A 22345-nucleotide genomic window follows, 5' to 3' on the forward strand; every position below is an offset into this window, starting at 1 on the left:
AAGGGAGATACCATGCGCGTAAATATTACACTTGAACATAAAGAATCTGGTGAACGCTTGTACCTTACTTCAAAAACAAACGCAACACTCCAGACCGTCTTCAATTAAAAAATACTCACCAAAATTGCGTAAACACGTGATTTTTACTGAAGTAAAGTAGGCATTCAATATACGTCAGTTAAGACGAAAAACCTTGATTTACTGCGATATCTGAAAAAAGAACTTTCAGTAGATTGCAGTAAAAATCAATTGAATCTCTACCTTTTAGGATAGAAAATTGAATCGGATAATCAAATATAAAACGCTCTAGTTTTTATGGTTGACTAGAGCGTTTTTTTACTGATTAAAAATCAAAGAATAACTTCTTGGCACAACACGATACCTTCACAATAGGTTATAAATTCAAATAGAAATTGATTGAGATTTACTTACAAAAATCCTTCATTAAGTTATTTAAATCCGTTTTTAAAATAACCTGCCTATCTTGAGTTAACTGACATTTTCTCTCATGGATTAGCTTTTCTAATATCTTTTCTCCTAATACCCCACCAATATGAAACTTTCTTTCAGAAAAATCTAAACATAATTTGATATTAGGATTAGGCTGATAACCCAACCATTGCTGCATAGCATTACTTCCCGCTTGAGTTAAAGAGTAGTTGATAGGGGATTCTTGTTTCATTAATTTATTTTGAATAAACCACTCAAATATTGAAACTCCTGCTTTTCCTGCTAAATGGTGCAAACATGTCCGTGCTTCACCAAGCTTAATTGTTTGAAGGCGGCTAGACAGTTTTTCAATGGCTAGTCTTCCTTGCGCTGTGATGGGGACATTATCATTTAATTTATAGTAAATTCGCCCGTAAAAGTTAAATAAGACTATTTCAGGACTAGTTTTTAAAAAAGTAATTTCACTTTTTGATAAGGAGTACCCTAAAGTTCTTTCAATCTCATTTTGAGTGAGAAAACGGTTAGCTGATAAAACCGTGATAATTTGTGACGTTGACATAGTAGTTCACCACCTTTTTAATGACTAAAGCCTCAATTTTTAAAGAAATGGTAGAAATTCGGCATAAGTTGTGTAATGAGCTGTGTTGGCTCATAAAGAACGAATTTTTTAGCTTTTGTTGTCGCTAATAAATTAGCTTCCTTTAAAATTTGCAGATGTCTGGATACACTGGAGTTACTCATCATTAAAATTTGAGCCAAAGATTGTGTTGTACTGGGTTTATCAATAACATAATTCATAATTTGCAAACGAACAGGGTCACTCAAAGCTTTAAAAATAGTAATCAAATTTTCCGGTGTGGCGTTATAGTAACTTGGCTGCTCTGTAATATCATAGGTAATAGCAATTCCTTGGTTGAAAGATTCAACAAACAGATGAGGCCAAATAAAATAACTTGGTAATAACATAATAGAATCACTATCTTGCAGTTGGATTTCTTGGTCAAAAGGTTTAATGATGGCTAGCTTGTCCTTTTGCCAATGAATGCGATCAATTTGCAGATGGTTAAACATCTCTTTAAAACCACTCTCCCTTAAAAAAGAAGCTTGATGTTGGATTTCTGTTAAGAGCTTTCGTTGAATACCTTTATTTTTCCAAGTTTCATCAAATATTTCTTGGCGGTACCAATCAATAAAAGAAAAAAGATGTTGATAAACACTAGAGGCATTCTTCCTCAAGTCTATAAGTAACTGATTATCCTCATTCAAAGAAAAATCCTTCCATTCTAATCCTTTTGCTAATGTTGGAATAAAAGAGTTTTCTCGATCACTGGTCACTTTTTCCAAATGCTCAATTAACTGAGTAGTAGGTAACTCATCAAGAAATTTCTTTAGATTTTGTATCTCTTCTTCAATCGTTGTCGCATGATAGCGAAAATTACAAAGTAAAATAGGAGAAACACCAAGCTCATAAAAAAGTTGAAAATAGTGAAGTTTCTCATAGAAATCATCTGTCAATCTGTCTTGTATCTCAATGCCCCAATCAATATTTGTACCATGATGACGCGGGTTCAATAAGACATGTAAGCTTCTAAAAAGTTCATTTAACGGAGAATATACAAACTGTATTCTTTGCGTCAACGTTTCATCTGTTTTCAGAGCATAGTTGCTAAATTGAATGGTAATCGCCAAATATTATTCCTCCAAACGATTCGATATTTTTAGGATTGATTGATTATTGATTCCTTTCATTGTATCATAATATGAATGAAAGAAGGGATAAAAATGACGAAACATTTACAAGATTTTTTAATAACAATTATCTCAGGTATGGGAATGTTGTTATCCACTCTTGATACAGGTATTATCAATGTGGCATTATCCTTTTTGAGGGGACAATTTCAAACCACAACTAACATTGCTTCTTTTACAATAACTGGATATACTTTAGCATTAGCTATCTCTATCTTACCTTTAGGTGTATTAAGCGATAAATTTGGGAAGTTAAAGATTTCTTACTTAGGATTTATACTTTTTGGACTGAGCTCCTTATTTTGTGGATTTGCTAATAGTATTGGTTGGCTCATTACTGGCCGGATTATTCAAGGAATAGGAGCGGCAGCTTTGCAAGCCACTTCAGCAGCTCTGATTACTACTTTAGTTTCTGAAGACCGGAAAAACAGTGCTATTAGTAGTTTAGGAGTTATGATTGGCTTAGGACCTGTCCTACGGTCCTTCCTTAGGAGGTATATTACTTTCTTTAAATCTCTGGCGCTTCATTTTCTGGATAAACGTTCCCTTTACAATCCTCGGAGTAATATGTAATCATTATCTTCTTAGTAAGCTCTCCGAAGAGACTAGCAAACGAACATTGGATAATCTTGGAATCACTATAAACGCTCTGATGTTGGTTTGTCTTTTATTAGGTCTGTCCTTACTAAGCAAATCTCATCTATTAGTAGTTAGTCTTATTTTGATAATATCCAGCCTGTTCCTCGGAATTATATTTTACCATGTTGAATTTAGTAATAAACATGCGCTCGTTGATGTTGAGGGTTTAAAGAATAATCCACGAGTAATTTCCTATCTTTTTCAAACAGTCGCTTTTGGTTTTGCCTCTGCAATGATATTCTTACTTCCACCTTTCATTTTTGAACAATTATATCATTTAGGAGTAGGGAAGACAGGCTTTCTTGTACTAGGAGCACCTGCAGGTCTGGTCCTTTTTTCAAGAATATCTGGTAAAATCAATGATGGCAGTAAAAATAAATCATTTAGCCATTTTGGTTTAGGTATTATTATTTTATCTTTAATTTTTCTCCTACTTCTCACTCCTAGCTGGCCTTATCTATTCTTAACTTTAGGATTATTTATTTATGGTATTGGCGGAGGATACTTTCAGCCTGCTAACATTGCTAGTATTATGCAAGCAAGTCCCATGGAAATGCAAGGAAGCACGGGGGCTTTACAGCGAATGGTGCAAAATGTTGCTATTTCAGCTGGTTCAGCAGTTGGGTCTACCTGTTTAAATCTTTGGTCAAGCAATCTACTGCTAGCTACTCGTATTGGATGGTTTATTACACTTGTTTTAGTTATCTTAAGCTTAAAAGAGCTAATGCCGTTTAAAATGACTAATAAACAATAAAATAAAAGGGATTTCAGTTAAACTTATGTGAACTGCACCCCAAGTAATGAGACAGCCAAGAAGGCCCACAGCAAGGATTGATACAATAATCATTAACATTTTAGAAGGTCCTTTCATGATTTCTCCTTAAAACTTTGATTTTTATTTCCAAAATTTAAATGATATCCATAGTGCTAGCGCAATAGTCACAAGGAAGCTTATTGCCATCACAATAAAATCCATATTAGGCAGGCTGTAAATGTAAACCATAACAGCTACTGCCGCCAACCAAATTCCTACAATTTGATAAATAAATGATAATTGAGGCACCAGACAGAGACCTATTGCAAGCAAAATCAGACCACCAGTCGCAAATGACATAAAATCAGGATTTGCTAGACTAACAGACACTTTGGTAATTCCCCAAATAATCACTAAAATACCGATTACCGCTAGGCTAAGACCACTAATGGTTAATCCGTTCATTTGTTTTCCTCCGTTCGTATTCATGCCTTTCCTCCTTTTATTTTAAAATTTGAGTGATTGTGTAATAGTCAATTCAGAAAAAACTCTTGAATGAACAAATAATTATATTCATTCATTTTTTTCAAAAAATAAAGAATAGCAATTCTTTATTTGAAAAGTCCTTTGACAAAATAAGTTGCCAAGGTTTCGATTGTTTGACTGACATTAGGGAGATCCGTTTCAGTAATATGCGTATCCATATAGTAGAATAGCTGATAAACCTGCAGCACTTCTTGGATTTTTCCTTGAGAATAGCCTTCTGCCAGCATACGATTGGTAAAGGTCTCCACTAAAAACTGATGAAAGGGATTGGCAACTTTGCCTTTTTCCGAGGAATAATAGCTGTGCAACATCTCAGAAATGGCTGGGTTATACCATTCTGTCAGAATTTTATTGGACGAAACGAGACTACGTGACCGTTCAAAAATTTGCCCGATGAGTTCAACTGCGTCTCCTTCCCAATCAATTTCATCCATCATAGACTGACGCACATGGTTATTTTCATCGACATAAACATCCAGAAAAATCGCTTCTTTACTGTCATAATAGTTATAAAAAGAACCAACCGCCACACCAGCCTGCTTCGCAATTTCTGAAATTCCTGTCGCCTTATAACCTTTTTTAGAGAAGATATCATAGGCAGCTGTCTTTAATGCCTGCTTTTTATCCAATGCGATCAACCTCCTCACTTTCACAATATGAATGAACGTAATTTTGCATTCATTCATATTGTATGCCTTTTTCTAAATGGTGTCAAGAAAAAATATTAGCACATCTGCAGTGGAGGAACTTTGAAGGCAATCGTTTTTTGATTGTTAAATAAGGTGCCATACGATGACATACAATAAAAATTAAGAAATTTATTGAATCTTAAAAAGAGTTAGACTTTCCCATTAATGAATAACAGTCAAACTCTTGACATATTTACCGTTTTCAAGTAAATACTTTATTGGCGATTTATAAATATAGAGTTTAAGGCTGAAAAAAACGAACAGAGTATGAAATCTGCTCGTTTTTGTGTGCCATGGGATTTACCAACTAGTTACTATTGATAACTTCACCGCTGTCTTTGTCAAAAGTATATTCTTTACCATCGATAGTGATGGTTTGTCCTTTAATTTGACGGCCCTTTGTCTTTTCATCTTGGCTAAAGTAGTAGCGCTTACCGTCGATAGTTTGCCAGCCTGATACACGTTTGCCATCGCTTCCATAATAATACCAAATATTACTGTAGTCATATTTTCTGACAAATCTATTCGTTACGAATTGACCTTGAGTATCAAAAAAGTAACCATCACCATCAATCTCTGCAAAACCGTCATCAGGCACAGAACCACCAATTTGACTATACCCTGACTTTGCTTTTATGCTGTGATCATCCTTAAAGTAATAAGTTTTACCATCAATAATCTGCCAGCCAGTCAGATCTTTGCGACTGCCGTCCGCTCCAAAATAATAGGTTTTAGGAAAACGGGCCTCAACTGTACTGATACGCTCAGCAGTTGTTGTGCCAAAACGATTCTTAACAATTTGTCCACTGTCTTCATCTAAATAATAGACCTTGCCATCACGCTCAGCAATGTCGCCTTTAACCTGAATACCACTGGAAGGTTCGAAATAATAATCCATACCGTCGATCTTTTGCCAGCCGGTCACACCGATACCATCGGCTCCCATATAGAACCAGTCTGTTGTAGAGACGTATCCTGCAAAGTTGTAGAAATAATACTTTGCATTGACAAAACGATTAGTCCAAGCTTCACCGGTATCAGGATCTAGGAAAGATTTCTTACCGTACTTCTGGCTAGTTAGATTATAATTACCATCTGTACTGATTAGCTTTCCTTTGACTTGAACACCATTAGTGTCAAAATAGTATTTTTTGCCGCCAATAGTTCTCCAGCCGATAGCAGCCTTTCCATCTTCTCCAAGATAGAACCAGCCTTCACGTTTCATATTGTCATAACGGAGGGGATCTGCATAACTGGAATAGACAAAACAATCCTTCCAGAGTTCACCACTATCAGGATCAAAGTAGTAAATCTTATTGACTTTCAAAACCGAAGGTGAATCACTTATGAAAACAGGGTGATAGATGATTTGATCCCCTGTCTCCACATGCATTTCTCCTTTGACCTGACTACCGTCTTGGTTGAAATAGAGCTGTTTCCCATCAATGGTCTGCCAACCAGTTGCCAGCTGTCCATCGGCCTTTTTGTAGTACCATTTACCATCTTTTTCAAAGAAGCTATTGGTTAGGGCAGCGTCATTATTTTCTTCAGCAGGCACTAGCTGTTTGTCCGCTTTGTTAGCATTAGGCGTCGCTTGCTCGGTTTTAGCCGTTTTCTGATGGGCAGCATTTTCTGATGGAGCATTTTGCTCTTGTTTTTCTGCCTCATTAGAATCAGAAGCTGCTGTTGCTGCTACCGGCTGCTCTGACCGTTTGTCTTTAGCTTTTACTTGGTCTGATGGCGCATCAGATTGGCTGGCTCTGCCTCCATTGGATGCTTCAGCTGCCTCTGCTGTTTCAGAACTTTTAACAGCGTCAGCACTGCTGTTTTCTATAGATGAATCAGCTGCTGGAGCTTTCGTATCTGTCTGTTCTGAGCCGGTCTCTGTAGTTAAGGCCAGACTTGTCTCACTTTCAGCACTGCCAGCCTGTTCTTCAGCCAATACCTGCCCTGCACTGACCAGCGAAAGTCCTGCAATAACGGTTCCAATAATAGTCACCCAATGTTTTTTGACCTTATGCAATTTAAAACTTGTTTTCTCTTTCATCATTTTCCTCCTTAAATAAGTATTAATTGGCCACACTGTCACTATAGCACTTTTTAAAAACAATGTAAACGCTAACTTAAGTTGATGGTATGAGTGACAAGAATTAAAATATGGAAGGCATAATTGGGACTGGACTTGGTATAACAAAGTGGACAGGAAGTGAAGTGAAAACGAGGAAAAAAATGATGCCAAGAAAGGTATTTGATAAAGCATTCAAAATAGCTGCAGTTAAACTCATTCTAGAGGAAGGACAGTCTGTAAAGATGGTTAGTTCAACTTTAGAGATTAGAGGCTCATCCAAATCGTTTATATCGCTGGATTCAAGAAGACGAAAAATATGGAGAAAGAGCGTTCCCAAGACAGGAGAACGCTCTTCGTCATGCCCAATTTGAGTTTAAAAACTCGAAAAAGAAAATAAGATATTACAAGAAGAGTTAGCTCTCCTAAAAGGTTCCAGATCTTCTTGAAGCCAAACTGAAAATAAAATTCCAATTTTTAAAGGAAAACAGTTCTAGCCTGACTATTAATCATGCTTGTCGAACACTTCAAGTATCCCGTTCTGGCTTCTACGCCTATCTAAAGCGTAAGCTATCTTCAAAACAGATAGACAATGAAACGTTAAAGGAAATCATTAAGACTATTTTCTATGAACATAAAGAACACTATGGTAGCGTCCGAATCACTCAAGAACGCTATCAACGGGAATAAGGGTCAATCGCAAACGTGTTGCTAGACTACTTCGTGATTTTTGTCTCTATGCTAAAGGAAGCCCAAGCACTATAACCGTCGGCGTTTCTCATTGAGACGTCTAAATTTGATTAATCCGTGTTTTCAAACAATTAGTAACAGATGCTTTTAATCAAGCTTATCACAGAGAAATACCTAAGGTAATCCATATAATGCACTCATGGAATCCCTTTACAAGACCTTAAAAAGAGAGCTTGTCAACGATGATGCATATTTTGCATCCATTGAACAAGCCCAACTTGAAATATTTAAATATATTGAAACCTATTACAATCCGAAACGTATCCACTCGGCCTTGGGTTATCAATCACCAATAGAGTTTGAAAAAAATAATCACTAATTCACTTTCTGTCTACTTTTTCTTGACAAGTCCAAACCCAATCGTTAAATTTTTCGTCTAACTTATGAGGTGCAGTTCAATTCATCCCTGTCTTTTTGACTATGTGACTTTAACTTATTACTTATTCCCAAGTAAAAATTCTTTCATAGAACTTGTCAAAAAACAAGGAAAATCGCTATTGTCACCAAATAATTTTCTAAACATTTCTTTACTCTTTTGAGGATTTCCATCTAGTAATAAATAAGTTGCCAAAACAGAATTCAAGTAACTAACAGAGAAAATGCTATCATCAGTTTCAATTTCACAACAATCAATTAGCATTTCCTCTAAATCATTACTTATTCTTTCTTGAATTCTTAATAGCTTGAGAGTAAATTTCAAAAAAATATAATCAGTTTGATTATAAGCAACATCACTTATCATTTGTTGATATTTTTCAAAATCAGATATTTCTCCATTTTGAAGCGCCTTATACATATGCAAAAGAATAACTCTTACATTATAATAATTCTCTTTAAAGTTTTCTTTATTTCTATTTGAAGAGTTACTAAAAAAATAATTGTGACTTAATTCTTTCATTTGTGTATACTTTATACTGTCAAAATTATCTCTCAAATAGAGATAGAGCCACCTCAAATTCAAAGGCTCATCTTTAATAGTCAACAAAAGCAATCTATTATAATATTCAACTTTCTCTGAAGTCGTCCTATTCTGACTAATAATATCTATATTGATATTAGCATAATGAATATCACCTACAACTGAAAAATATGTTTCATGGACTCTACCTTTATATGAAAAACAAGGTAAATTTTGAATAATTTTTCCAGTCTTATAAGTAATTTCATCTCGAACTATATTTAAATTAAATACAGTTTTAGGATAATCATCAAAAATTTTCAAATAGGTTAGCAATAACTTTAAAGATTCAAAATCAGTAATTTTCTCATCAGCATCGAAAGAAATAATCCAATCACCATTAGCTTTACTATTTGCGAAATTTCTAGCTTTTGAAAAATCATCACACCACTCAAAAGAGTATAAACTAATTGAATCATCATTCTTTGAAAGAGTAGCTAACATTTCAAGTGTTCCGTCAGTTGATCCCGTATCAACAATAATAATTTCATCAGCTAAACCATTTAAACTCTCTAAACTTTTTAAAAGCGTATCTCTTTCATTTTTAACGATATAAACCGCTGAGACAGTAGACTGATTATTGAAGTTAACTTTATTGATACACTCTATCGTTTGTTTACAATGCAACAAATTAGAACTTTCAGGATAAAACATTTCCCAGTCGTTTGAGCTAATAAGTTCTATAAGCTTTAAGATTAGTTTAAAATCTGCTTTTGATTGTTGGATGTATTTTTGATTTTCTACAAGCCATTCTTTTTTTAATATCGGATTAATTTTCATGTCTATAATCCCAATATTTCACAAAATGGTAAATAATCAATAGTGAATTCAATAGATTGTGCATCTTCTTTACTGAATCCTAATATGTTTAAAAAATTTCCTTGAAAATCCTCAAAAGATAATTCTGAATGGCAAATCCAATGTTTACCATTTGTAATATACCATTTCCCTAATGGCTTCAAACCCTTAACAAAGGATAATTCTTTTGAAAGATTATCCAAATTAACGACATAGACCTGTTCATGAGTGTTTTCTGGAAAAATAATTTTTTTGACAAAATTTTTAGCTCCAAATATAGACATATTCTCACCAACTTTCGCTTGTAAATCATTTTTTACAAACTCTTCTCATATAAGCACAAGCACTACCAGGATCAGATGTTCCATATCCAGCTAGAGCAATATCATGCGCACAAGTTAAAGTAGCCCACTTACAAGCTGTACTAGCTCCACCTTCATACGTTGCTAACAATTCTTTTGACAACTCCTTAAAATCAGTTGCTTTTTGCATATAAGTACCTCCAATTTTTATTTTGATAATACCATTGTAAGCCTTTTCTTTAATTTAGTAAAGTCATTTAACTTGAAATAGCAAATTTTACCAATTTTATTGGTATATTAAAATATCCAAATTGACTTCAATAATTGTGCTAAGCTGATTAAGCTTAAACTCATAAAATATTCAATCGTCAAATTATCACTCAAGAATAAAAGACATGAAATCTCTTTCCATATCCTTTCGACTTTATTTTAAGGTTAAGCAGACTCAGTCCAACATTAGATGAGTTTGTCACAAAAGATTAGTCAGTTGACTCCTATTCCAACAAATTGTCAATTACTTTTCAACTTCTATTACTTGCAAATTGTCAAAATTGAAGCCATTATCTTTTCCAATGAACCCTCTCTTTTTCAATGCTTTTAATAACGTTAACATAAAAAAGCCGTGAGTGATAAGGATAGCATCTTCACCTTTATAAATTAAATCGTCACAAAAATCGTCTGCTCTTTCCTTGCTGGCTTTGATTCCCTCTTGTTTACTAGAATTAAAGAGCCACTGCAATCTTCCTAGGACATTCCAAAAGATCAAGGGCAGCTTTATCTTAGAAGAAAAGGCTGCTTTTAAAGGAACTTCATTGAGCCTTTTATCTATCTGATAAGACTGCAAGGGAAACAGTTGCTGAGCTGTTTGCTTGGTTCGGATAAGTTCACTGGTATACATATTAGAGACAGGGAAGCCCAAGGTACCTTGAAAAACAACAATATCTGCTTCATCATATTTTTTACAGGCCTGATTAAATTCATCCGAAGTACACCTTTTGGGCCACTGCATATTAACTTTTGCATGGCGAATGATATAGAATTTCATAGCATTATATCCTTACACTTTATTTATGATGTATTATAACATACAAGCTTTTTAAACTGCGATGTACTGAAAATTTATGGACCCAAATTGATTATATGTATCAATTTAAGTCTTTTTTCAAAGATAACTTCTCTTGGTAAAAATGTATCTTTTCAATTAATTTTTCTCTGTTGTCCAATAAATCAGCAATATTATTATCTAAAACCTGCAAATGATGCTCTAAAAGGATTAGTCTCTCCAAATAAGTACTTTCCCCTTTTTCTCGAAGATCTGAATAATGTTTTATTTCTTTTATGGGCATACCAACAGCTTTCAAACGTAAGATGAAGAGCAGCCATTGATAATCATTTTCATTGTAATATCTCCTATTGCTGCCATCTCTTTGAGGTCTCAATAAGCCTTCATTTTCATAGTACCTCAAGGTATGAACGCTAAGACGCGTTAATTTTGAAAATTTTCCAATGGAATAATGCATACTTTCTCCTTTAAGCTTGACTTCTAGTTTGCTCTAGATGTTATAGTCATTATATCTTAAAAGGAGGTATTTGAACATATGATGCATTACAAAAATTACGTTTGTATTACTGGAGCGAGCTCTGGTATTGGCTTAGAAACTGCAAAAGCATTTGCAAGTTTAGGAAGCAATCTTATTTTGATTGCCAGACGTCAGGAGCGATTAGAGAAACTCAAAGAGGAGCTTCTTACCAGTTTCCCAAAGCTGGATATTGTTGTCAAATCAGTTGACCTTTCTATTTCCGAGAATGTCTTTAAATTATATCAAGAGTTAAAATCTTACCAGATCTTAACTTGGATTAATAATGCTGGTTTTGGTAATTATGATAGTGTGGATCATCAAAACCTTGATAAAATCACTAAAATGCTTCATCTCAATATCGAGGCCTTGACCATTTTATCCAGTCTTTATGTAAAGGACTATAAAAATGTAGAAGGTACTCAGTTAATTAATCTTTCTTCTAGAGGCGGTTATATGTTAGTTGAAAATGCTGTGACTTACTGTGCCAGCAAATTCTACGTTAGTGCCTTCACAGAAGGACTGGCTCTAGAATTGGCAGCCAATCACTGTCCTTTAAAAGCCAAAGTTTTGGCTCCTGCTGCAACAAAAAGCGAATTTGGACAGGTTGCCGCTGATACAGATAGTTATGATTATGACAAACATTTTACCATCTATCACACTAGTAAAGAAATGGCTGATTTTCTAATCGAATTATACTATAGTGATAAAATTGTTGGATTAGTGGATGTCAATGATTTCAACTTTAAATTGAGTGAGCCGCTTTTTAAGCACTGATTCTTTTTTCGACAGCTGCGTTTGATCTGCGGACAGTCCAAAATAAGCCTACACTTACCTTGCTTGACAGTGTCTATGAAAACAAACATTTAAAGCCCTCATTAGGATCCGACCTAACATCTTAGTGAGGCTTTCTTCTTGATGATTTACTGTTGTTTTATCAAAGCAGTCTTTTCACAAAAAAAAGTCCCTTTGAGTCTGCCATAGGAAAAAGTCGGACAGCCTTTTCTTGATTATACGTTGTTGACTCTGCTTTGCCGTACTCCAGTACTTCTGAAACTCTTTGCTAAATATAATAATTGCTTTTTTGTACACTTTCTAGCTGTCTGTTGTTTGATAAGATTACGGTTGTCTTATTTTTGTAATATAAACTTGATATACTATTAAGCAATAGAGAATTTTCTAAGTTTTATATATTATTTAGATTAAAATAGACTTGAATGCTTGTTGAGGAGGAAAGTATGGATAAAGATCCAGTTATCGAATTTAAAGAGGTTAACAAAATTTATGGGGATGATGTTGCTGTTAAGCATATTAATTTAAAAATTACGGCAGGTGAATTTGTCTGTTTGATTGGTACCAGCGGGTCCGGTAAAACAACAATTCTACGCATGATCAACCGTATGTTAAGACCAAGCAATGGGCAAATTTTTATCAAAGGAGAAGAAATTTCTGATCTCAACCCCGTTCAGCTCAGACGTAAGATCGGTTATGTTATTCAAAATATTGGTCTTATGCCACATATGACAATTTATGAGAATATTACTCTGGTTCCAAGGTTATTAAAATGGTCAGAAGATAAGAAAAAAGCGAAAGCCAAGGAGCTTATAAAGCTTGTTGAATTGCCTGAAGATTTCTTGGATCGCTACCCTTACGAATTGTCAGGTGGCCAACAACAGCGTATTGGTGTTGTCAGAGCTCTAGCTGCTGATCAAGACATTATTTTGATGGATGAACCTTTTGGTGCTTTAGATCCTATCACCCGCGAGGGGCTTCAAGATTTAGTGAAATCTTTACAAGAAAAGACAGGAAAAACTATTGTTCTGGTCACTCATGATATGGACGAGGCTCTAAAGTTAGCAACTAAGATTGTCGTTATGGATAAAGGCCGTATGGTTCAACAGGCCAGTCCTACCGAATTGTTACGTCACCCCGCAACCGCATTTGTTAAAAAGATGATTGGTGAAGACCGACTCATTCAAGCACGCGCTGATGTAACACCGGTTAAAACTATTATGCTAAAAGATCCCGTTTCCATTGCACCTGATAAATCACTCAATGAGGCTATCTCACTCATGCGTCAAAAACGTGTTGACTCTCTTTTAGTTACAGATAAGGACAATAAACTACTCGGCATGATTGATGTTGAATCCTTAAATAATAACTACAAACAAAATCTTGTCGTTGCCGATATCTTAAATAAAGTCAGTTTCTACTTGGAAGAAGATCAACTGCTGCGCGATACAGCCCATCGTATCTTAAAACGCGGACTTAAATATGTACCGGTTATTGATGAAGAATGGCATTTAAAGGGAATCGTGACGCGATCATCTCTGGTAGATATGCTCTATGATATTATCTGGGGCAACCAAGATACGGAGGAAACATTATGAGCGAATTTCTAGCACAATATGGTGGTGAGCTGCTCATAAAAACATGGGAGCAAATTTATATCTCCGCCATTGCACTTTGTCTGGGAATCATTGTTGCTGTTCCAATAGGAGTGGCTTTGACAAGATTCCCTAAATTAGCAAAAATTTTCATTGGTATCGCCAGTATCTTGCAGACAATTCCTAGTTTGGCTCTGTTAGCTATCATGATTCCTTTTTTTGGCATCGGAAGAACCCCAGCCATTATTGCTTTGTTTGTTTATTCTTTATTGCCAATCATGAGAAATACCTATATCGGAATGAACAATGTGGATCCTATCTTAAAAGACAGTGCCAAGGGAATGGGAATGAAACCAATCCAATCTATTTTTCAAGTTGAGCTTCCCTTAGCAGTACCTGTTATTATGACAGGGATTAGATTATCAGCTATCTATGTCATTGCTTGGGCAACTTTGGCTTCTTATATTGGAGCAGGTGGGCTTGGAGACTTGATTTTTAGCGGCTTAAGCTTGTTCCAACCGTCTCTTATTATCGGTGGAACAATTCCAGTTATCCTCCTTTCTCTCATCGTTGATTATTTTCTAGGACGCCTTGAAAATTATTTAACACCACGACAAAAGAGGAGTTTATAAGATGAAAAAAATAACTTATTTTTTAATCATTACTTTGATGATTCCTATACTTATGCTCACAAGTTGTCATTCTAATAATAAGGCCAAAACTAACACTAATACTTCAGGCAACATTAAAATTGCGGCCATGAGTACAACAGAATCCAGTATTATGGCCAATATGATCAGTGAATTAATCAACCACGAATTAGGTTATAAAACAACCTTGGTATCTAATCTGGGTTCTACAAATGTTGTGCATCAAGCTCTGATACGAAATGATGCAGACATTGCAGCTACTCGTTATACAGGAACTGATTTAACAGGGACGCTCAATTTACCTGCTGAAAAGGATCACACTAAAGCTGCCAAAATTGTCAAAAAGGCATTTGCCAAACGCTTTAACCAAACTTGGTTCCCAAGTTATGGCTTTGCTGATACCTATGCTTTCATGGTCACCAGCAAATTTGCTCAACAAAACCACCTCAAGACTTTTTCCGATTTACAAAAGATATCAACAACAGCTAAAGCCGGTGTTGACAGCACTTGGATGAAACGTGTCGGTGATGGTTATAAAGATTTCAGCCGTACTTATGGTTTTTCATTTAAGCATATTTATCCCATGCAGATTGGTCTTGTCTATGATGCTGTTGAAAATAATAAAATGCAGGTCGTTTTAGGCTATTCTACAGATGGTCGTATTCAGAGTTACGATCTTAGGATACTGGAAGATAATAAACATTTCTTCCCTCCTTATGATGCCTCAATGGTGGTTAATAATCGTATCTTAAGAAAATATCCAAAACTAAAGACCTTATTACACCGTTTAGATGGTAAGATTGACCTTAAGACCATGCAAAAACTGAACTACCAAGTTGATGACCAATTACTTGAACCATCAGTAGTTGCTCATCAATTTCTGAAAAAACATGATTATTTCCGAAAGGGTGATAACTAATGAGTCATATGAGTATGACACAGCAATTAATTTATTATTTCAACCATAACAGTACCTATGTCTTGGCACAATTTTTACGGCATTTCTTAATATCCATTTATGGTGTCCTCCTTGCTGCTCTTATTGGTATTCCAATGGGCATACTAATCGCTAAAAGGGGAAAACTCAAAGGGGCTGTCATGGGAGCCGCTAATGTCATTCAAACGATTCCTTCTCTGGCCATGATTTCTATTATCATGCTTGGTCTCGGTTTAGGAACTAAGACAGTGATTGCGACGGTCTTTTTGTATTCTCTACTTCCTATTATCGGTAATACCTATACTGGTATTAAAAGTGTTGATGGTGATCTCGTTGATGCTGCTAAAGGAATGGGAATGACTAATAGACAGCAATTACTGATGGTTGAGCTGCCTTTATCCTTGTCAGTTATTATGGCCGGCATTCGCAATGCTCTGGTCGTTGCTGTAGGAATAACAGCCATTGGCGCCTTTGTTGGTGGTGGTGGTCTTGGAGATATCATTATCCGTGGTACCAATGCCACTAACGGTGGTGCTATTATTTTGGCTGGTTCTATACCAACTGCTTTTATGGCTGTTGTCTCTGATTTGATTCTTGGTGTTATCCAACGCTATTTAGAACCCAAAGGCATATCAACTAACCAATAAAAGGGATATTAAAAACTTCTGCCTTTTAAGAGACAGAAGATTTTTGCAGGCAATTTTTAAAAACTAACCACTAAATCTTATTAAAATTTCCAAGTCTCTTTATCCGTTAAGAGGCTTTTTTTAGCTATCTTTGAAACATGTTGATTTCCTGTAACATAAAAACAAAGCATCGCATCTTTCCACTCATCAGTACAAGTCACACCAATGCGAGAACGTTTTTCAATACGCTGTGGTGATAAATCCTCTTGTAAAGTCAGTCTAGAGTCTTGTAAAGAATCACCATTAAAGCTTTTATCAATGCCCGCAAATTTAGTCAATTTACCAGGTCCATTGGCCAGTAAATGACCGTCAGTTGTTTCAAGGGCTCGAATCAAAACGGCTTCTGCTACATTTTGAGGCTTAGTCACTAAATTCAGCATCTGATGCCCATAAATTTGGTAAACATACCAGTGCCCTGCCGCTAAATACATGGCTTCATTTTTAGGAGTTCTGCGATCATTTGCGCTATGACAAGCACTGTCTTTGCTCCCTAAATAGGCTTCTGTTTCAACAATTCTCCCTAAAGGCTTACCATCCAAGCACAATTGCATTCCTAATAAAGCCTTGGCTGTTGCAATGGTATCTGTTTCCATAACTTGTTTAAATTCTTTTGATAGCATAATCTTTATTATAACATGAATATGGTTACTTTAAGACTTTTTCAAAAGCTTTTGACAATTTCGTCGGATAAAATTCTATGATATCATAGCTTGCAATCTCATTGATCTTAAAAGGATCTTCACTAATAATTCTCTCAATTTCTGCCAAATCAGCAGCTTTTGCTAAGATGATACCGCCTGTTCGAGGATTTTTTCTTCCCGAAGCGATGAAATGACCAGAAGCATAATATTTATCCAAAAATTGAATATGAGCTTCAAGGTGTTTTTCAACTTCTGATAAATTCTTTTGATAGGTAAGATTGATGACAAACATAATTTTCTCCTTTTACAAATAAAAATTGCTTGAAAAAATTGAGACGAGAAAACTTGACTTCCACAACATTCTTGAAATTTTATTCCAGCGATTATATATAGTATAATACTAACAAAATGACTTGTATAGTAGGCACATTTTTGTAACTAGTCAATTAACATTTTAGATGATATAGCAACGATAAAGCTGACAAAGGAGAAAAAAAGAACACAAATAAAGGATGGAATTGTAAAATGTCACAGGTTATAAATGTTGTTGGTGGTAAGTGGCGCTTAAATGTTCTCTGAGTTATTAACAAATACCAGGCCATTTGCTTTAACCAATTAAAAAGGGAAGTTAATGGAATCACTATCATTATGCTAACACGTTCCTTAGATATTTTAATCGCAAACGAGCTAATTGAAAAAGTAGATTTTCAAACCCTACCACTACATGTCGAATATCAACTCTCAAGCAAGGGCAAAAGTCTCATGCCCCTTTAAAACAACTTAATCAGTTGGGAAAGCTTTATTTATAGGTCATATCCTTCCTTTAAAATTCAAACTTCTCAAAGATAAGTTGAAAAATTTAAAGCAATTTCAGCAATTTTATCTTTCTCATCTAAATCAGCTTCATTGCCTAAAGACCTCGGATGCCACCTTTCTTCTGATAGATGATCTGCAGCATAAAAGAATTGACAGACAGCAATTTTTCTAAATTGTCCCCAAGCAGCAATAGCCGAACATTCCATGTCAACTGCTAGACAACCTTCTTGTTTACGAGCCTTCATTTTAGTAACTGTTTCACGATAAATGCCATCGGTTGTCCAAACTTTTCCCTTTGAAAAAGAGATATTTTCAGCTTGTAAATAGGTCAAAAATTTTGCTAAAGTTTTATCATTAACTGAAATTTCATTTTGTGCTGGGGCATAATGAAAACTGGTTCCTTCATCGCGTACAGCAGCTGTCGGAACAATAATAGACGTTTCTTTAACCTGTTCCTCTAAAATGCCACATGTCCCAAAAAGAATCAGTGTCCTCATTCCCATGGCAACTAGATCCTCCAAAACGGCGACACAGCCAGCAGCACCAACATAAGCATTAAAAACAGCTAATTTACGACCATGATAATCAAGTTCATAGATAGGAATATCAAGATTAGCTACAGAAGTTTTTGTCAATAGGCGATGTTTATAACGTTTTAACATGCGCTTGAAGGTCGCTCTAGCAAAGCAAGACACTACTATTTCAGGGAAATCCGGAATGGCTGCGATTAAATCTTCTGGATTAATAATCGCTTTTTTCGCATTATCAAAGTTACTTAAAATCATTGTTTTCTCCATTCTGGCTTTTTAATATCCTATCATAAAATAGCCTTAATAACTAGCTACAATGGCATAAATAGTGTTAAACAGCTCTTTAACAAAGCAAGCAAAGGGGATGAAATAAGTTTAATCCTTGAAATCGGTTTCAAAAATGCTATAATTAATTTAACTGAAAAATGGAGGAAAAATTATGGCTTATAAGACAACTTATCCCTATACTAATGAAGTTTTAAAGGAATTTGCGAATAATAGCGATGCCGATTTGGAAAAAGCATTGGCGACTGGACATGCGCTTTACAAAAAATGGCGTGCTGAAGGTGGCTTAGCAGAACGTAAAGCTCAGTTGCATAAAGTTGCGGATATCCTTCGCCGCGATGTGGATAAATACGCCGAAGTCATGACCAAGGACATGGGAAAACTTTTTACAGAAGCTAAAGGCGAGGTTGAACTGTGTGCAGAAATCGCTGACTATTTTGCTGATAAGGCTGAAGAATTTTTAGAACCAAAAGCATTTGAACCTATTCATGGTGATGCCTACTACATCAAGCAAGCAGTTGGTGTGCTCTTTATGGTTGAACCATGGAACTTCCCATTCTATCAAATTATGCGTGTTTTTGCTCCTAATTTTATGATTGGCAACCCAACTATTTTGAAACATGCTTCTATCTGTCCTGCTTCTGCTCAGGCTTTTGAAGATTTGGTTAAAGAAGCAGGCGCTCCTGAAGGTTCATTTAAGAATCTTTTCCTTACTTATGACCAAGTTAACAAGGCTATTGCTGACCCTCGTATTCAAGGGGTAGCCTTAACCGGTTCTGAACGTGGTGGTGCTTCTATTGCTGCCGAAGCGGGAGCAAACCTTAAGAAATCTGCTCTTGAACTCGGTGGTAATGATGCCTTTCTCATTTTAGAAGATGCTGATTTTGATCTCTTAAAAGATACTATTTTCTTTGCACGCCTTTACAATGCAGGTCAAGTTTGTACATCATCCAAACGTTTCATTGTTGTTGGTGAAGAAAACTACAAGAAATTTCTTGATATGGTTGTTGAAACCTTCAAAACAGCCAAGTGGGGTGACCCGATGGATCCTGAAACAACGCTTGCGCCTTTGTCATCAGTTGAAGCTAAGGAAGAAGTTCTTGGTCAAATCAAGTTAGCTGCTGATAACGGAGCTCGTGTGGTTTATGGCAATGAAGCAATTAACCATCCAGGAAACTTTGTTTTCCCAACTGTCTTGACCGATATTACTAAGAAAAACCCAATCTACAATCAAGAAATTTTTGGCCCAGTAGCTTCCATTTACAAAGTTGATACAGAAGAAGAAGCTATTGCCTTAGCCAATGATTCTAGTTACGGACTTGGCGGAACGGTTTTCTCTAAAGACCTTGAACACGCAAAAGCTGTTGCTGCTAAAATCGAAACAGGAATGTCCTTTATTAATTCTGGCTGGACTTCTCACCCAGAAATTCCATTCGGGGGTATCAAAAACTCAGGTTACGGACGTGAACTCAGCAATCTCGGATTTGATGCTTTTGTCAATGAACATTTAGTTTTCATTCCCAAACAATAAATTAATCAAAAAGTTTTAAGTTGTTAATCTCCTAGACTCTGATTGAGTCTAGGAGATTTTGCTATCATTGATAGGTATTTCCCATCATGATTAGAAATTGATAGAATTTTACAATAATTATAATGATGACAACGATTATTTGTGCTATAATGATGGTGTGTAAAATTTCTACATTGAATGACTATATGATGTGATGAAAGGAAGCGGTCAAATGACTGACAAAAAAACTCTTAAAGACTTAAGAAATCGCAGTTCTGTCTACGATTCAATGGTTAAATCACCTAATCGTGCTATGCTGCGTGCAACTGGTATGCAAGATGAAGACTTTGAAAAACCTATCGTCGGTGTCATTTCAACTTGGGCTGAAAACACACCTTGTAATATCCACTTACATGACTTTGGTAAACTCGCCAAAGTCGGTGTTAAGGACGCTGGTGCTTGGCCAGTTCAGTTTGGAACAATCACGGTTTCTGATGGAATCGCCATGGGAACCCAAGGAATGCGTTTTTCCTTAACATCTCGTGATATCATTGCAGATTCTATTGAGGCAGCTATGGGAGGTCATAATGCGGATGCTTTTGTAGCTATTGGCGGTTGTGATAAAAATATGCCCGGTTCTGTTATCGCTATGGCTAACATGGATATTCCAGCCATTTTTGCTTACGGCGGAACCATTGCACCCGGTAATTTAGATGGCAAAGATATCGATTTAGTCTCTGTCTTTGAAGGCGTCGGCCATTGGAACCACGGTGATATGACCAAAGAAGAAGTTAAAGCTTTAGAATGTAATGCTTGTCCCGGGCCTGGAGGTTGCGGTGGTATGTATACGGCTAACACAATGGCGACAGCTATTGAAGTTTTAGGACTTAGCCTTCCGGGCTCATCTTCTCACCCTGCTGAATCCGCAGAAAAGAAAGCAGATATTGAAGAAGCTGGCCGCGCCGTTGTCAAAATGCTTAAAATGGGCTTAAAACCTTCTGATATTTTAACACGTGAAGCTTTTGAAGATGCCATTACTGTAACCATGGCTCTAGGAGGTTCAACCAACTCAACCCTTCACCTCTTAGCTATTGCCCATGCTGCTAATGTGGAATTGACACTTGATGATTTTAATACTTTCCAAGAAAAAGTTCCTCATTTGGCTGATTTGAAACCATCTGGTCAATATGTCTTCCAAGACCTTTACAAGGTCGGAGGGGTACCAGCAGTTATGAAATATCTCCTTAAAAACGGCTTCCTTCATGGTGACCGTATCACTTGTACTGGCAAAACAGTCGCTGAAAACTTGAAGGCTTTTGATGATTTAACACCTGGTCAAAAGGTTATTATGCCGCTTGAAAATCCTAAACGTGAAGATGGTCCGCTCATTATTCTCCATGGTAATTTGGCTCCAGACGGTGCCGTTGCCAAAGTTTCTGGTGTAAAGGTGCGTCGTCATGTCGGTCCTGCTAAGGTCTTTAATTCTGAAGAAGAAGCCATTGAAGCTGTCTTGAATGATGATATTGTTGATGGCGATGTTGTCGTCGTACGTTTTGTAGGACCAAAGGGCGGTCCTGGTATGCCTGAAATGCTTTCCCTTTCATCAATGATTGTTGGTAAAGGGCAAGGTGAAAAAGTTGCCCTTCTGACAGATGGCCGCTTCTCAGGTGGTACTTATGGTCTTGTCGTTGGTCATATCGCTCCTGAAGCACAAGATGGCGGTCCAATCGCCTACCTGCAAACAGGAGACATAGTCACTATTGACCAAGACACTAAGGAATTACACTTTGATATCTCCGATGAAGAATTAAAACATCGCCAAGAGATCATTGAATTACCACCGCTCTATTCACGCGGTGTCCTTGGTAAATACGCTCACATCGTTTCATCTGCTTCTAGGGGAGCCGTAACAGACTTTTGGAAGCCTGAAGAAACTGGCAAAAAATGAAATCAATTCAAATATTAAAAAGATCGCTTAAATCGATCTTTTTCTTTCGCTTGATAAAATAAAAGCTCTCAAAAAACAGTTATTGCATATTGCAGTTTTTTTGAGAGTTTTTATTTATTATTTAGGGCTGATTCCCAATGCTATTCTGCCAAATCGACTAATCCGTGTCATCTTCCAAGCTGGTGACCAAACAACCTCAACACCAACCTTATTAATCCCTTCAATCTCTGACAGGGAATCAATAATTTCCGCAGGCAGGGTATCAACACAACCGCAATTGACTTCAGTAAATGTAATAACTAGCTTGCAGAAGCCTTCTTCATCTAAATCAATTTCATAAATCAAACCAAGATTGTAAATATCCAATTCAATCTCTGGATCATAAATTTTTTCAAGTTTTTCGATCAGTTGGTCGCCAATCGCTGCTGCTCGGTCATTTATTTTAATATCATCTCGCATTGCCTGCTCCTTTACTAAAGTCATTTGCTATATTTTCCCATAAATAGACATTTTTTTCAATGCCTAATACTCGATAATTATCATTTTTATAAAAATGGTTTCTTTTTACGTAAACAAGAGGACCTTCTTTCAAATTAAAATGACATTTCATTTAAAATCTGAAAAATCTCCTAAACTCAAACCAAGCATAAACTTTTTTGTGATTCTTTTCTTAGTGTT

Annotated in this window: 21 protein-coding genes and 5 pseudogenes; 11 read left to right on the forward strand and 15 right to left on the reverse strand. The window is 36.0% G+C overall.

All coding sequences use genetic code 11. The features are described 5' to 3' along the window. Window positions 1–12 precede the first annotated feature (12 nt). Window positions 13–160 (forward strand): annotated as a pseudogene (gene rpmG / locus SRT_RS09960) (50S ribosomal protein L33). Window positions 161–424: 264 nt separating this feature from the next. On the opposite strand, the gene SRT_RS09965 reads toward rpmG, so the two are convergent. The 3 genes and pseudogenes from SRT_RS09965 to SRT_RS09975 form a co-directional block, all read right to left on the reverse strand. After that, entirely contained in the window at window positions 425–682 is a 258-nt protein-coding gene (locus tag SRT_RS09965) for a transcriptional regulator (RefSeq protein ID WP_128833952.1), read from the reverse strand. Window positions 683–704: 22 nt separating this feature from the next. Next, window positions 705–1009: pseudogene (locus tag SRT_RS09970) on the reverse strand (hypothetical protein). A gap of 32 nt (window positions 1010–1041) precedes the next feature. Continuing rightward, window positions 1042–2139 (reverse strand): ArsR/SmtB family transcription factor, encoded by a 1098-nt coding sequence (locus SRT_RS09975; RefSeq protein WP_128833953.1) that lies wholly within the window; start codon window positions 2137–2139, stop codon window positions 1042–1044. A 93-nt stretch (window positions 2140–2232) separates the two neighbouring features. Here SRT_RS09975 and SRT_RS09980 point away from each other — a divergent pair. Then, window positions 2233–3592 (forward strand): annotated as a pseudogene (locus SRT_RS09980) (MFS transporter). A gap of 141 nt (window positions 3593–3733) precedes the next feature. Here SRT_RS09980 and SRT_RS09990 read toward each other — a convergent pair. From SRT_RS09990 to gbpA, 3 genes are all read right to left on the reverse strand, one after another. Next, a complete protein-coding gene (locus SRT_RS09990; protein ID WP_128833954.1) occupies window positions 3734–4081 on the reverse strand; it encodes a hypothetical protein in 348 nt (115 codons plus the stop codon). A gap of 122 nt (window positions 4082–4203) precedes the next feature. Further along, window positions 4204–4767: a TetR/AcrR family transcriptional regulator gene (locus SRT_RS09995; protein WP_193432419.1), complete on the reverse strand. Its 564-nt coding sequence runs from the start codon at window positions 4765–4767 to the stop codon at window positions 4204–4206. Between the two features lie 367 nt (window positions 4768–5134). After that, the gene (gene gbpA, locus SRT_RS10000) at window positions 5135–6874 is read right to left on the reverse strand and encodes a glucan-binding protein GbpA (RefSeq protein ID WP_161940075.1); all 1740 of its coding nucleotides are present in this window, start codon (window positions 6872–6874) and stop codon (window positions 5135–5137) included. Between the two features lie 185 nt (window positions 6875–7059). Here gbpA and SRT_RS11415 point away from each other — a divergent pair. Continuing rightward, window positions 7060–7961, forward strand: a pseudogene (locus tag SRT_RS11415) (transposase). 117 nt (window positions 7962–8078) lie between these two features. On the opposite strand, the gene SRT_RS10010 reads toward SRT_RS11415, so the two are convergent. From SRT_RS10010 to SRT_RS10030, 5 genes are all read right to left on the reverse strand, one after another. Next, window positions 8079–9380, reverse strand: coding sequence for a glycosyltransferase family 2 protein (locus SRT_RS10010; RefSeq protein WP_128833956.1), 1302 nt, complete (start codon window positions 9378–9380; stop codon window positions 8079–8081). 2 nt (window positions 9381–9382) lie between these two features. Next, window positions 9383–9682, reverse strand: a complete 300-nt coding sequence (locus SRT_RS10015) for a DUF3884 family protein (protein ID WP_128833957.1) — start codon at window positions 9680–9682, stop codon at window positions 9383–9385. A gap of 25 nt (window positions 9683–9707) precedes the next feature. Further along, a complete protein-coding gene (locus tag SRT_RS10020; protein WP_002270357.1) occupies window positions 9708–9890 on the reverse strand; it encodes a hypothetical protein in 183 nt (60 codons plus the stop codon). A gap of 324 nt (window positions 9891–10214) precedes the next feature. Then, window positions 10215–10745, reverse strand: a complete 531-nt coding sequence (locus tag SRT_RS10025) for a histidine phosphatase family protein (protein ID WP_128833958.1) — start codon at window positions 10743–10745, stop codon at window positions 10215–10217. Between the two features lie 100 nt (window positions 10746–10845). After that, window positions 10846–11220: a MerR family transcriptional regulator gene (locus tag SRT_RS10030; protein WP_128833959.1), complete on the reverse strand. Its 375-nt coding sequence runs from the start codon at window positions 11218–11220 to the stop codon at window positions 10846–10848. A gap of 78 nt (window positions 11221–11298) precedes the next feature. On the opposite strand from SRT_RS10030, the gene SRT_RS10035 reads away from it, so the two are divergent. The 5 genes from SRT_RS10035 (at window position 11299) to SRT_RS10055 (ending at window position 15898) form a co-directional block, all read left to right on the forward strand. Continuing rightward, window positions 11299–12054, forward strand: a complete 756-nt coding sequence (locus SRT_RS10035; protein ID WP_128833960.1) for an SDR family NAD(P)-dependent oxidoreductase — start codon at window positions 11299–11301, stop codon at window positions 12052–12054. A gap of 461 nt (window positions 12055–12515) precedes the next feature. Then, window positions 12516–13667 carry a betaine/proline/choline family ABC transporter ATP-binding protein gene (locus SRT_RS10040; RefSeq protein ID WP_128833961.1) on the forward strand — a complete coding sequence of 384 codons (1152 nt, stop codon included), beginning with the start codon at window positions 12516–12518 and terminating at the stop codon, window positions 13665–13667. Then, window positions 13664–14296, forward strand: a complete 633-nt coding sequence (locus SRT_RS10045; RefSeq protein ID WP_128833962.1) for an ABC transporter permease — start codon at window positions 13664–13666, stop codon at window positions 14294–14296. The genes SRT_RS10040 and SRT_RS10045 overlap by 4 nt, the downstream gene beginning before the upstream one ends. Before the next feature lies 1 nt (window position 14297). Next, the gene (locus SRT_RS10050) at window positions 14298–15233 is read left to right on the forward strand and encodes an osmoprotectant ABC transporter substrate-binding protein (protein ID WP_128833963.1); all 936 of its coding nucleotides are present in this window, start codon (window positions 14298–14300) and stop codon (window positions 15231–15233) included. After that, the gene (locus SRT_RS10055; RefSeq protein WP_161940057.1) at window positions 15233–15898 is read left to right on the forward strand and encodes an ABC transporter permease; all 666 of its coding nucleotides are present in this window, start codon (window positions 15233–15235) and stop codon (window positions 15896–15898) included. The genes SRT_RS10050 and SRT_RS10055 overlap by 1 nt, the downstream gene beginning before the upstream one ends. Window positions 15899–15978: 80 nt before the next feature. Here SRT_RS10055 and SRT_RS10060 read toward each other — a convergent pair whose 3' ends face one another. After that, window positions 15979–16557, reverse strand: a complete 579-nt coding sequence (locus tag SRT_RS10060) for a DNA-3-methyladenine glycosylase (protein WP_128833964.1) — start codon at window positions 16555–16557, stop codon at window positions 15979–15981. 25 nt (window positions 16558–16582) lie between these two features. Then, the gene (locus SRT_RS10065) at window positions 16583–16870 is read right to left on the reverse strand and encodes a YciI family protein (protein ID WP_128833965.1); all 288 of its coding nucleotides are present in this window, start codon (window positions 16868–16870) and stop codon (window positions 16583–16585) included. Window positions 16871–17160: 290 nt separating this feature from the next. Here SRT_RS10065 and SRT_RS10070 point away from each other — a divergent pair. Beyond that, window positions 17161–17387, forward strand: a pseudogene (locus SRT_RS10070) (winged helix-turn-helix transcriptional regulator). A gap of 30 nt (window positions 17388–17417) precedes the next feature. Here the strand turns inward: SRT_RS10070 and SRT_RS10075 are convergent. Continuing rightward, window positions 17418–18179: a nucleoside phosphorylase gene (locus SRT_RS10075; RefSeq protein WP_128833966.1), complete on the reverse strand. Its 762-nt coding sequence runs from the start codon at window positions 18177–18179 to the stop codon at window positions 17418–17420. Window positions 18180–18363: 184 nt separating this feature from the next. Between SRT_RS10075 and SRT_RS10080 the strand changes: the two genes are divergently transcribed. Together SRT_RS10080 and ilvD are read left to right on the forward strand one after the other, a co-directional pair. Then, window positions 18364–19740, forward strand: coding sequence for an NAD-dependent succinate-semialdehyde dehydrogenase (locus tag SRT_RS10080; RefSeq protein ID WP_128833967.1), 1377 nt, complete (start codon window positions 18364–18366; stop codon window positions 19738–19740). 211 nt (window positions 19741–19951) lie between these two features. Continuing rightward, on the forward strand, window positions 19952–21667 hold the full coding sequence (gene ilvD, locus SRT_RS10085; protein WP_128833968.1) for a dihydroxy-acid dehydratase: 1716 nt from the start codon (window positions 19952–19954) through the stop codon (window positions 21665–21667). Between the two features lie 117 nt (window positions 21668–21784). Here ilvD and SRT_RS10090 read toward each other — a convergent pair whose 3' ends face one another. Further along, window positions 21785–22126 carry a metal-sulfur cluster assembly factor gene (locus tag SRT_RS10090; RefSeq protein WP_002262432.1) on the reverse strand — a complete coding sequence of 114 codons (342 nt, stop codon included), beginning with the start codon at window positions 22124–22126 and terminating at the stop codon, window positions 21785–21787. Window positions 22127–22345 lie beyond the last annotated feature (219 nt).

The sequence above is a fragment of the Streptococcus troglodytae genome (assembly GCF_002355215.1).
GTDB classification, from domain to species: Bacteria; Bacillota; Bacilli; order Lactobacillales; family Streptococcaceae; genus Streptococcus; species Streptococcus troglodytae.

Coding starts and splice junctions, on each gene's coding strand:
- SRT_RS09965 (WP_128833952.1), bottom strand. CDS start 682: ATGAAACAAGAATCCCCTATCAACTACTCTTTAACTCAAGCGGGAAGT.
- SRT_RS09990 (WP_128833954.1), bottom strand. CDS start 4,081: ATGAATACGAACGGAGGAAAACAAATGAACGGATTAACCATTAGTGGT.
- gbpA (WP_161940075.1), bottom strand. CDS start 6,874: ATGAAAGAGAAAACAAGTTTTAAATTGCATAAGGTCAAAAAACATTGG.
- SRT_RS10010 (WP_128833956.1), bottom strand. CDS start 9,380: ATGAAAATTAATCCGATATTAAAAAAAGAATGGCTTGTAGAAAATCAA.
- SRT_RS10015 (WP_128833957.1), bottom strand. CDS start 9,682: ATGTCTATATTTGGAGCTAAAAATTTTGTCAAAAAAATTATTTTTCCA.
- SRT_RS10020 (WP_002270357.1), bottom strand. CDS start 9,890: ATGCAAAAAGCAACTGATTTTAAGGAGTTGTCAAAAGAATTGTTAGCA.
- SRT_RS10025 (WP_128833958.1), bottom strand. CDS start 10,745: ATGAAATTCTATATCATTCGCCATGCAAAAGTTAATATGCAGTGGCCC.
- SRT_RS10030 (WP_128833959.1), bottom strand. CDS start 11,220: ATGCATTATTCCATTGGAAAATTTTCAAAATTAACGCGTCTTAGCGTT.
- SRT_RS10035 (WP_128833960.1), top strand. CDS start 11,299: ATGATGCATTACAAAAATTACGTTTGTATTACTGGAGCGAGCTCTGGT.
- SRT_RS10040 (WP_128833961.1), top strand. CDS start 12,516: ATGGATAAAGATCCAGTTATCGAATTTAAAGAGGTTAACAAAATTTAT.
- SRT_RS10045 (WP_128833962.1), top strand. CDS start 13,664: ATGAGCGAATTTCTAGCACAATATGGTGGTGAGCTGCTCATAAAAACA.
- SRT_RS10050 (WP_128833963.1), top strand. CDS start 14,298: ATGAAAAAAATAACTTATTTTTTAATCATTACTTTGATGATTCCTATA.
- SRT_RS10055 (WP_161940057.1), top strand. CDS start 15,233: ATGAGTCATATGAGTATGACACAGCAATTAATTTATTATTTCAACCAT.
- SRT_RS10060 (WP_128833964.1), bottom strand. CDS start 16,557: ATGCTATCAAAAGAATTTAAACAAGTTATGGAAACAGATACCATTGCA.
- SRT_RS10065 (WP_128833965.1), bottom strand. CDS start 16,870: ATGTTTGTCATCAATCTTACCTATCAAAAGAATTTATCAGAAGTTGAA.
- SRT_RS10075 (WP_128833966.1), bottom strand. CDS start 18,179: ATGATTTTAAGTAACTTTGATAATGCGAAAAAAGCGATTATTAATCCA.
- SRT_RS10080 (WP_128833967.1), top strand. CDS start 18,364: ATGGCTTATAAGACAACTTATCCCTATACTAATGAAGTTTTAAAGGAA.
- ilvD (WP_128833968.1), top strand. CDS start 19,952: ATGACTGACAAAAAAACTCTTAAAGACTTAAGAAATCGCAGTTCTGTC.
- SRT_RS10090 (WP_002262432.1), bottom strand. CDS start 22,126: ATGCGAGATGATATTAAAATAAATGACCGAGCAGCAGCGATTGGCGAC.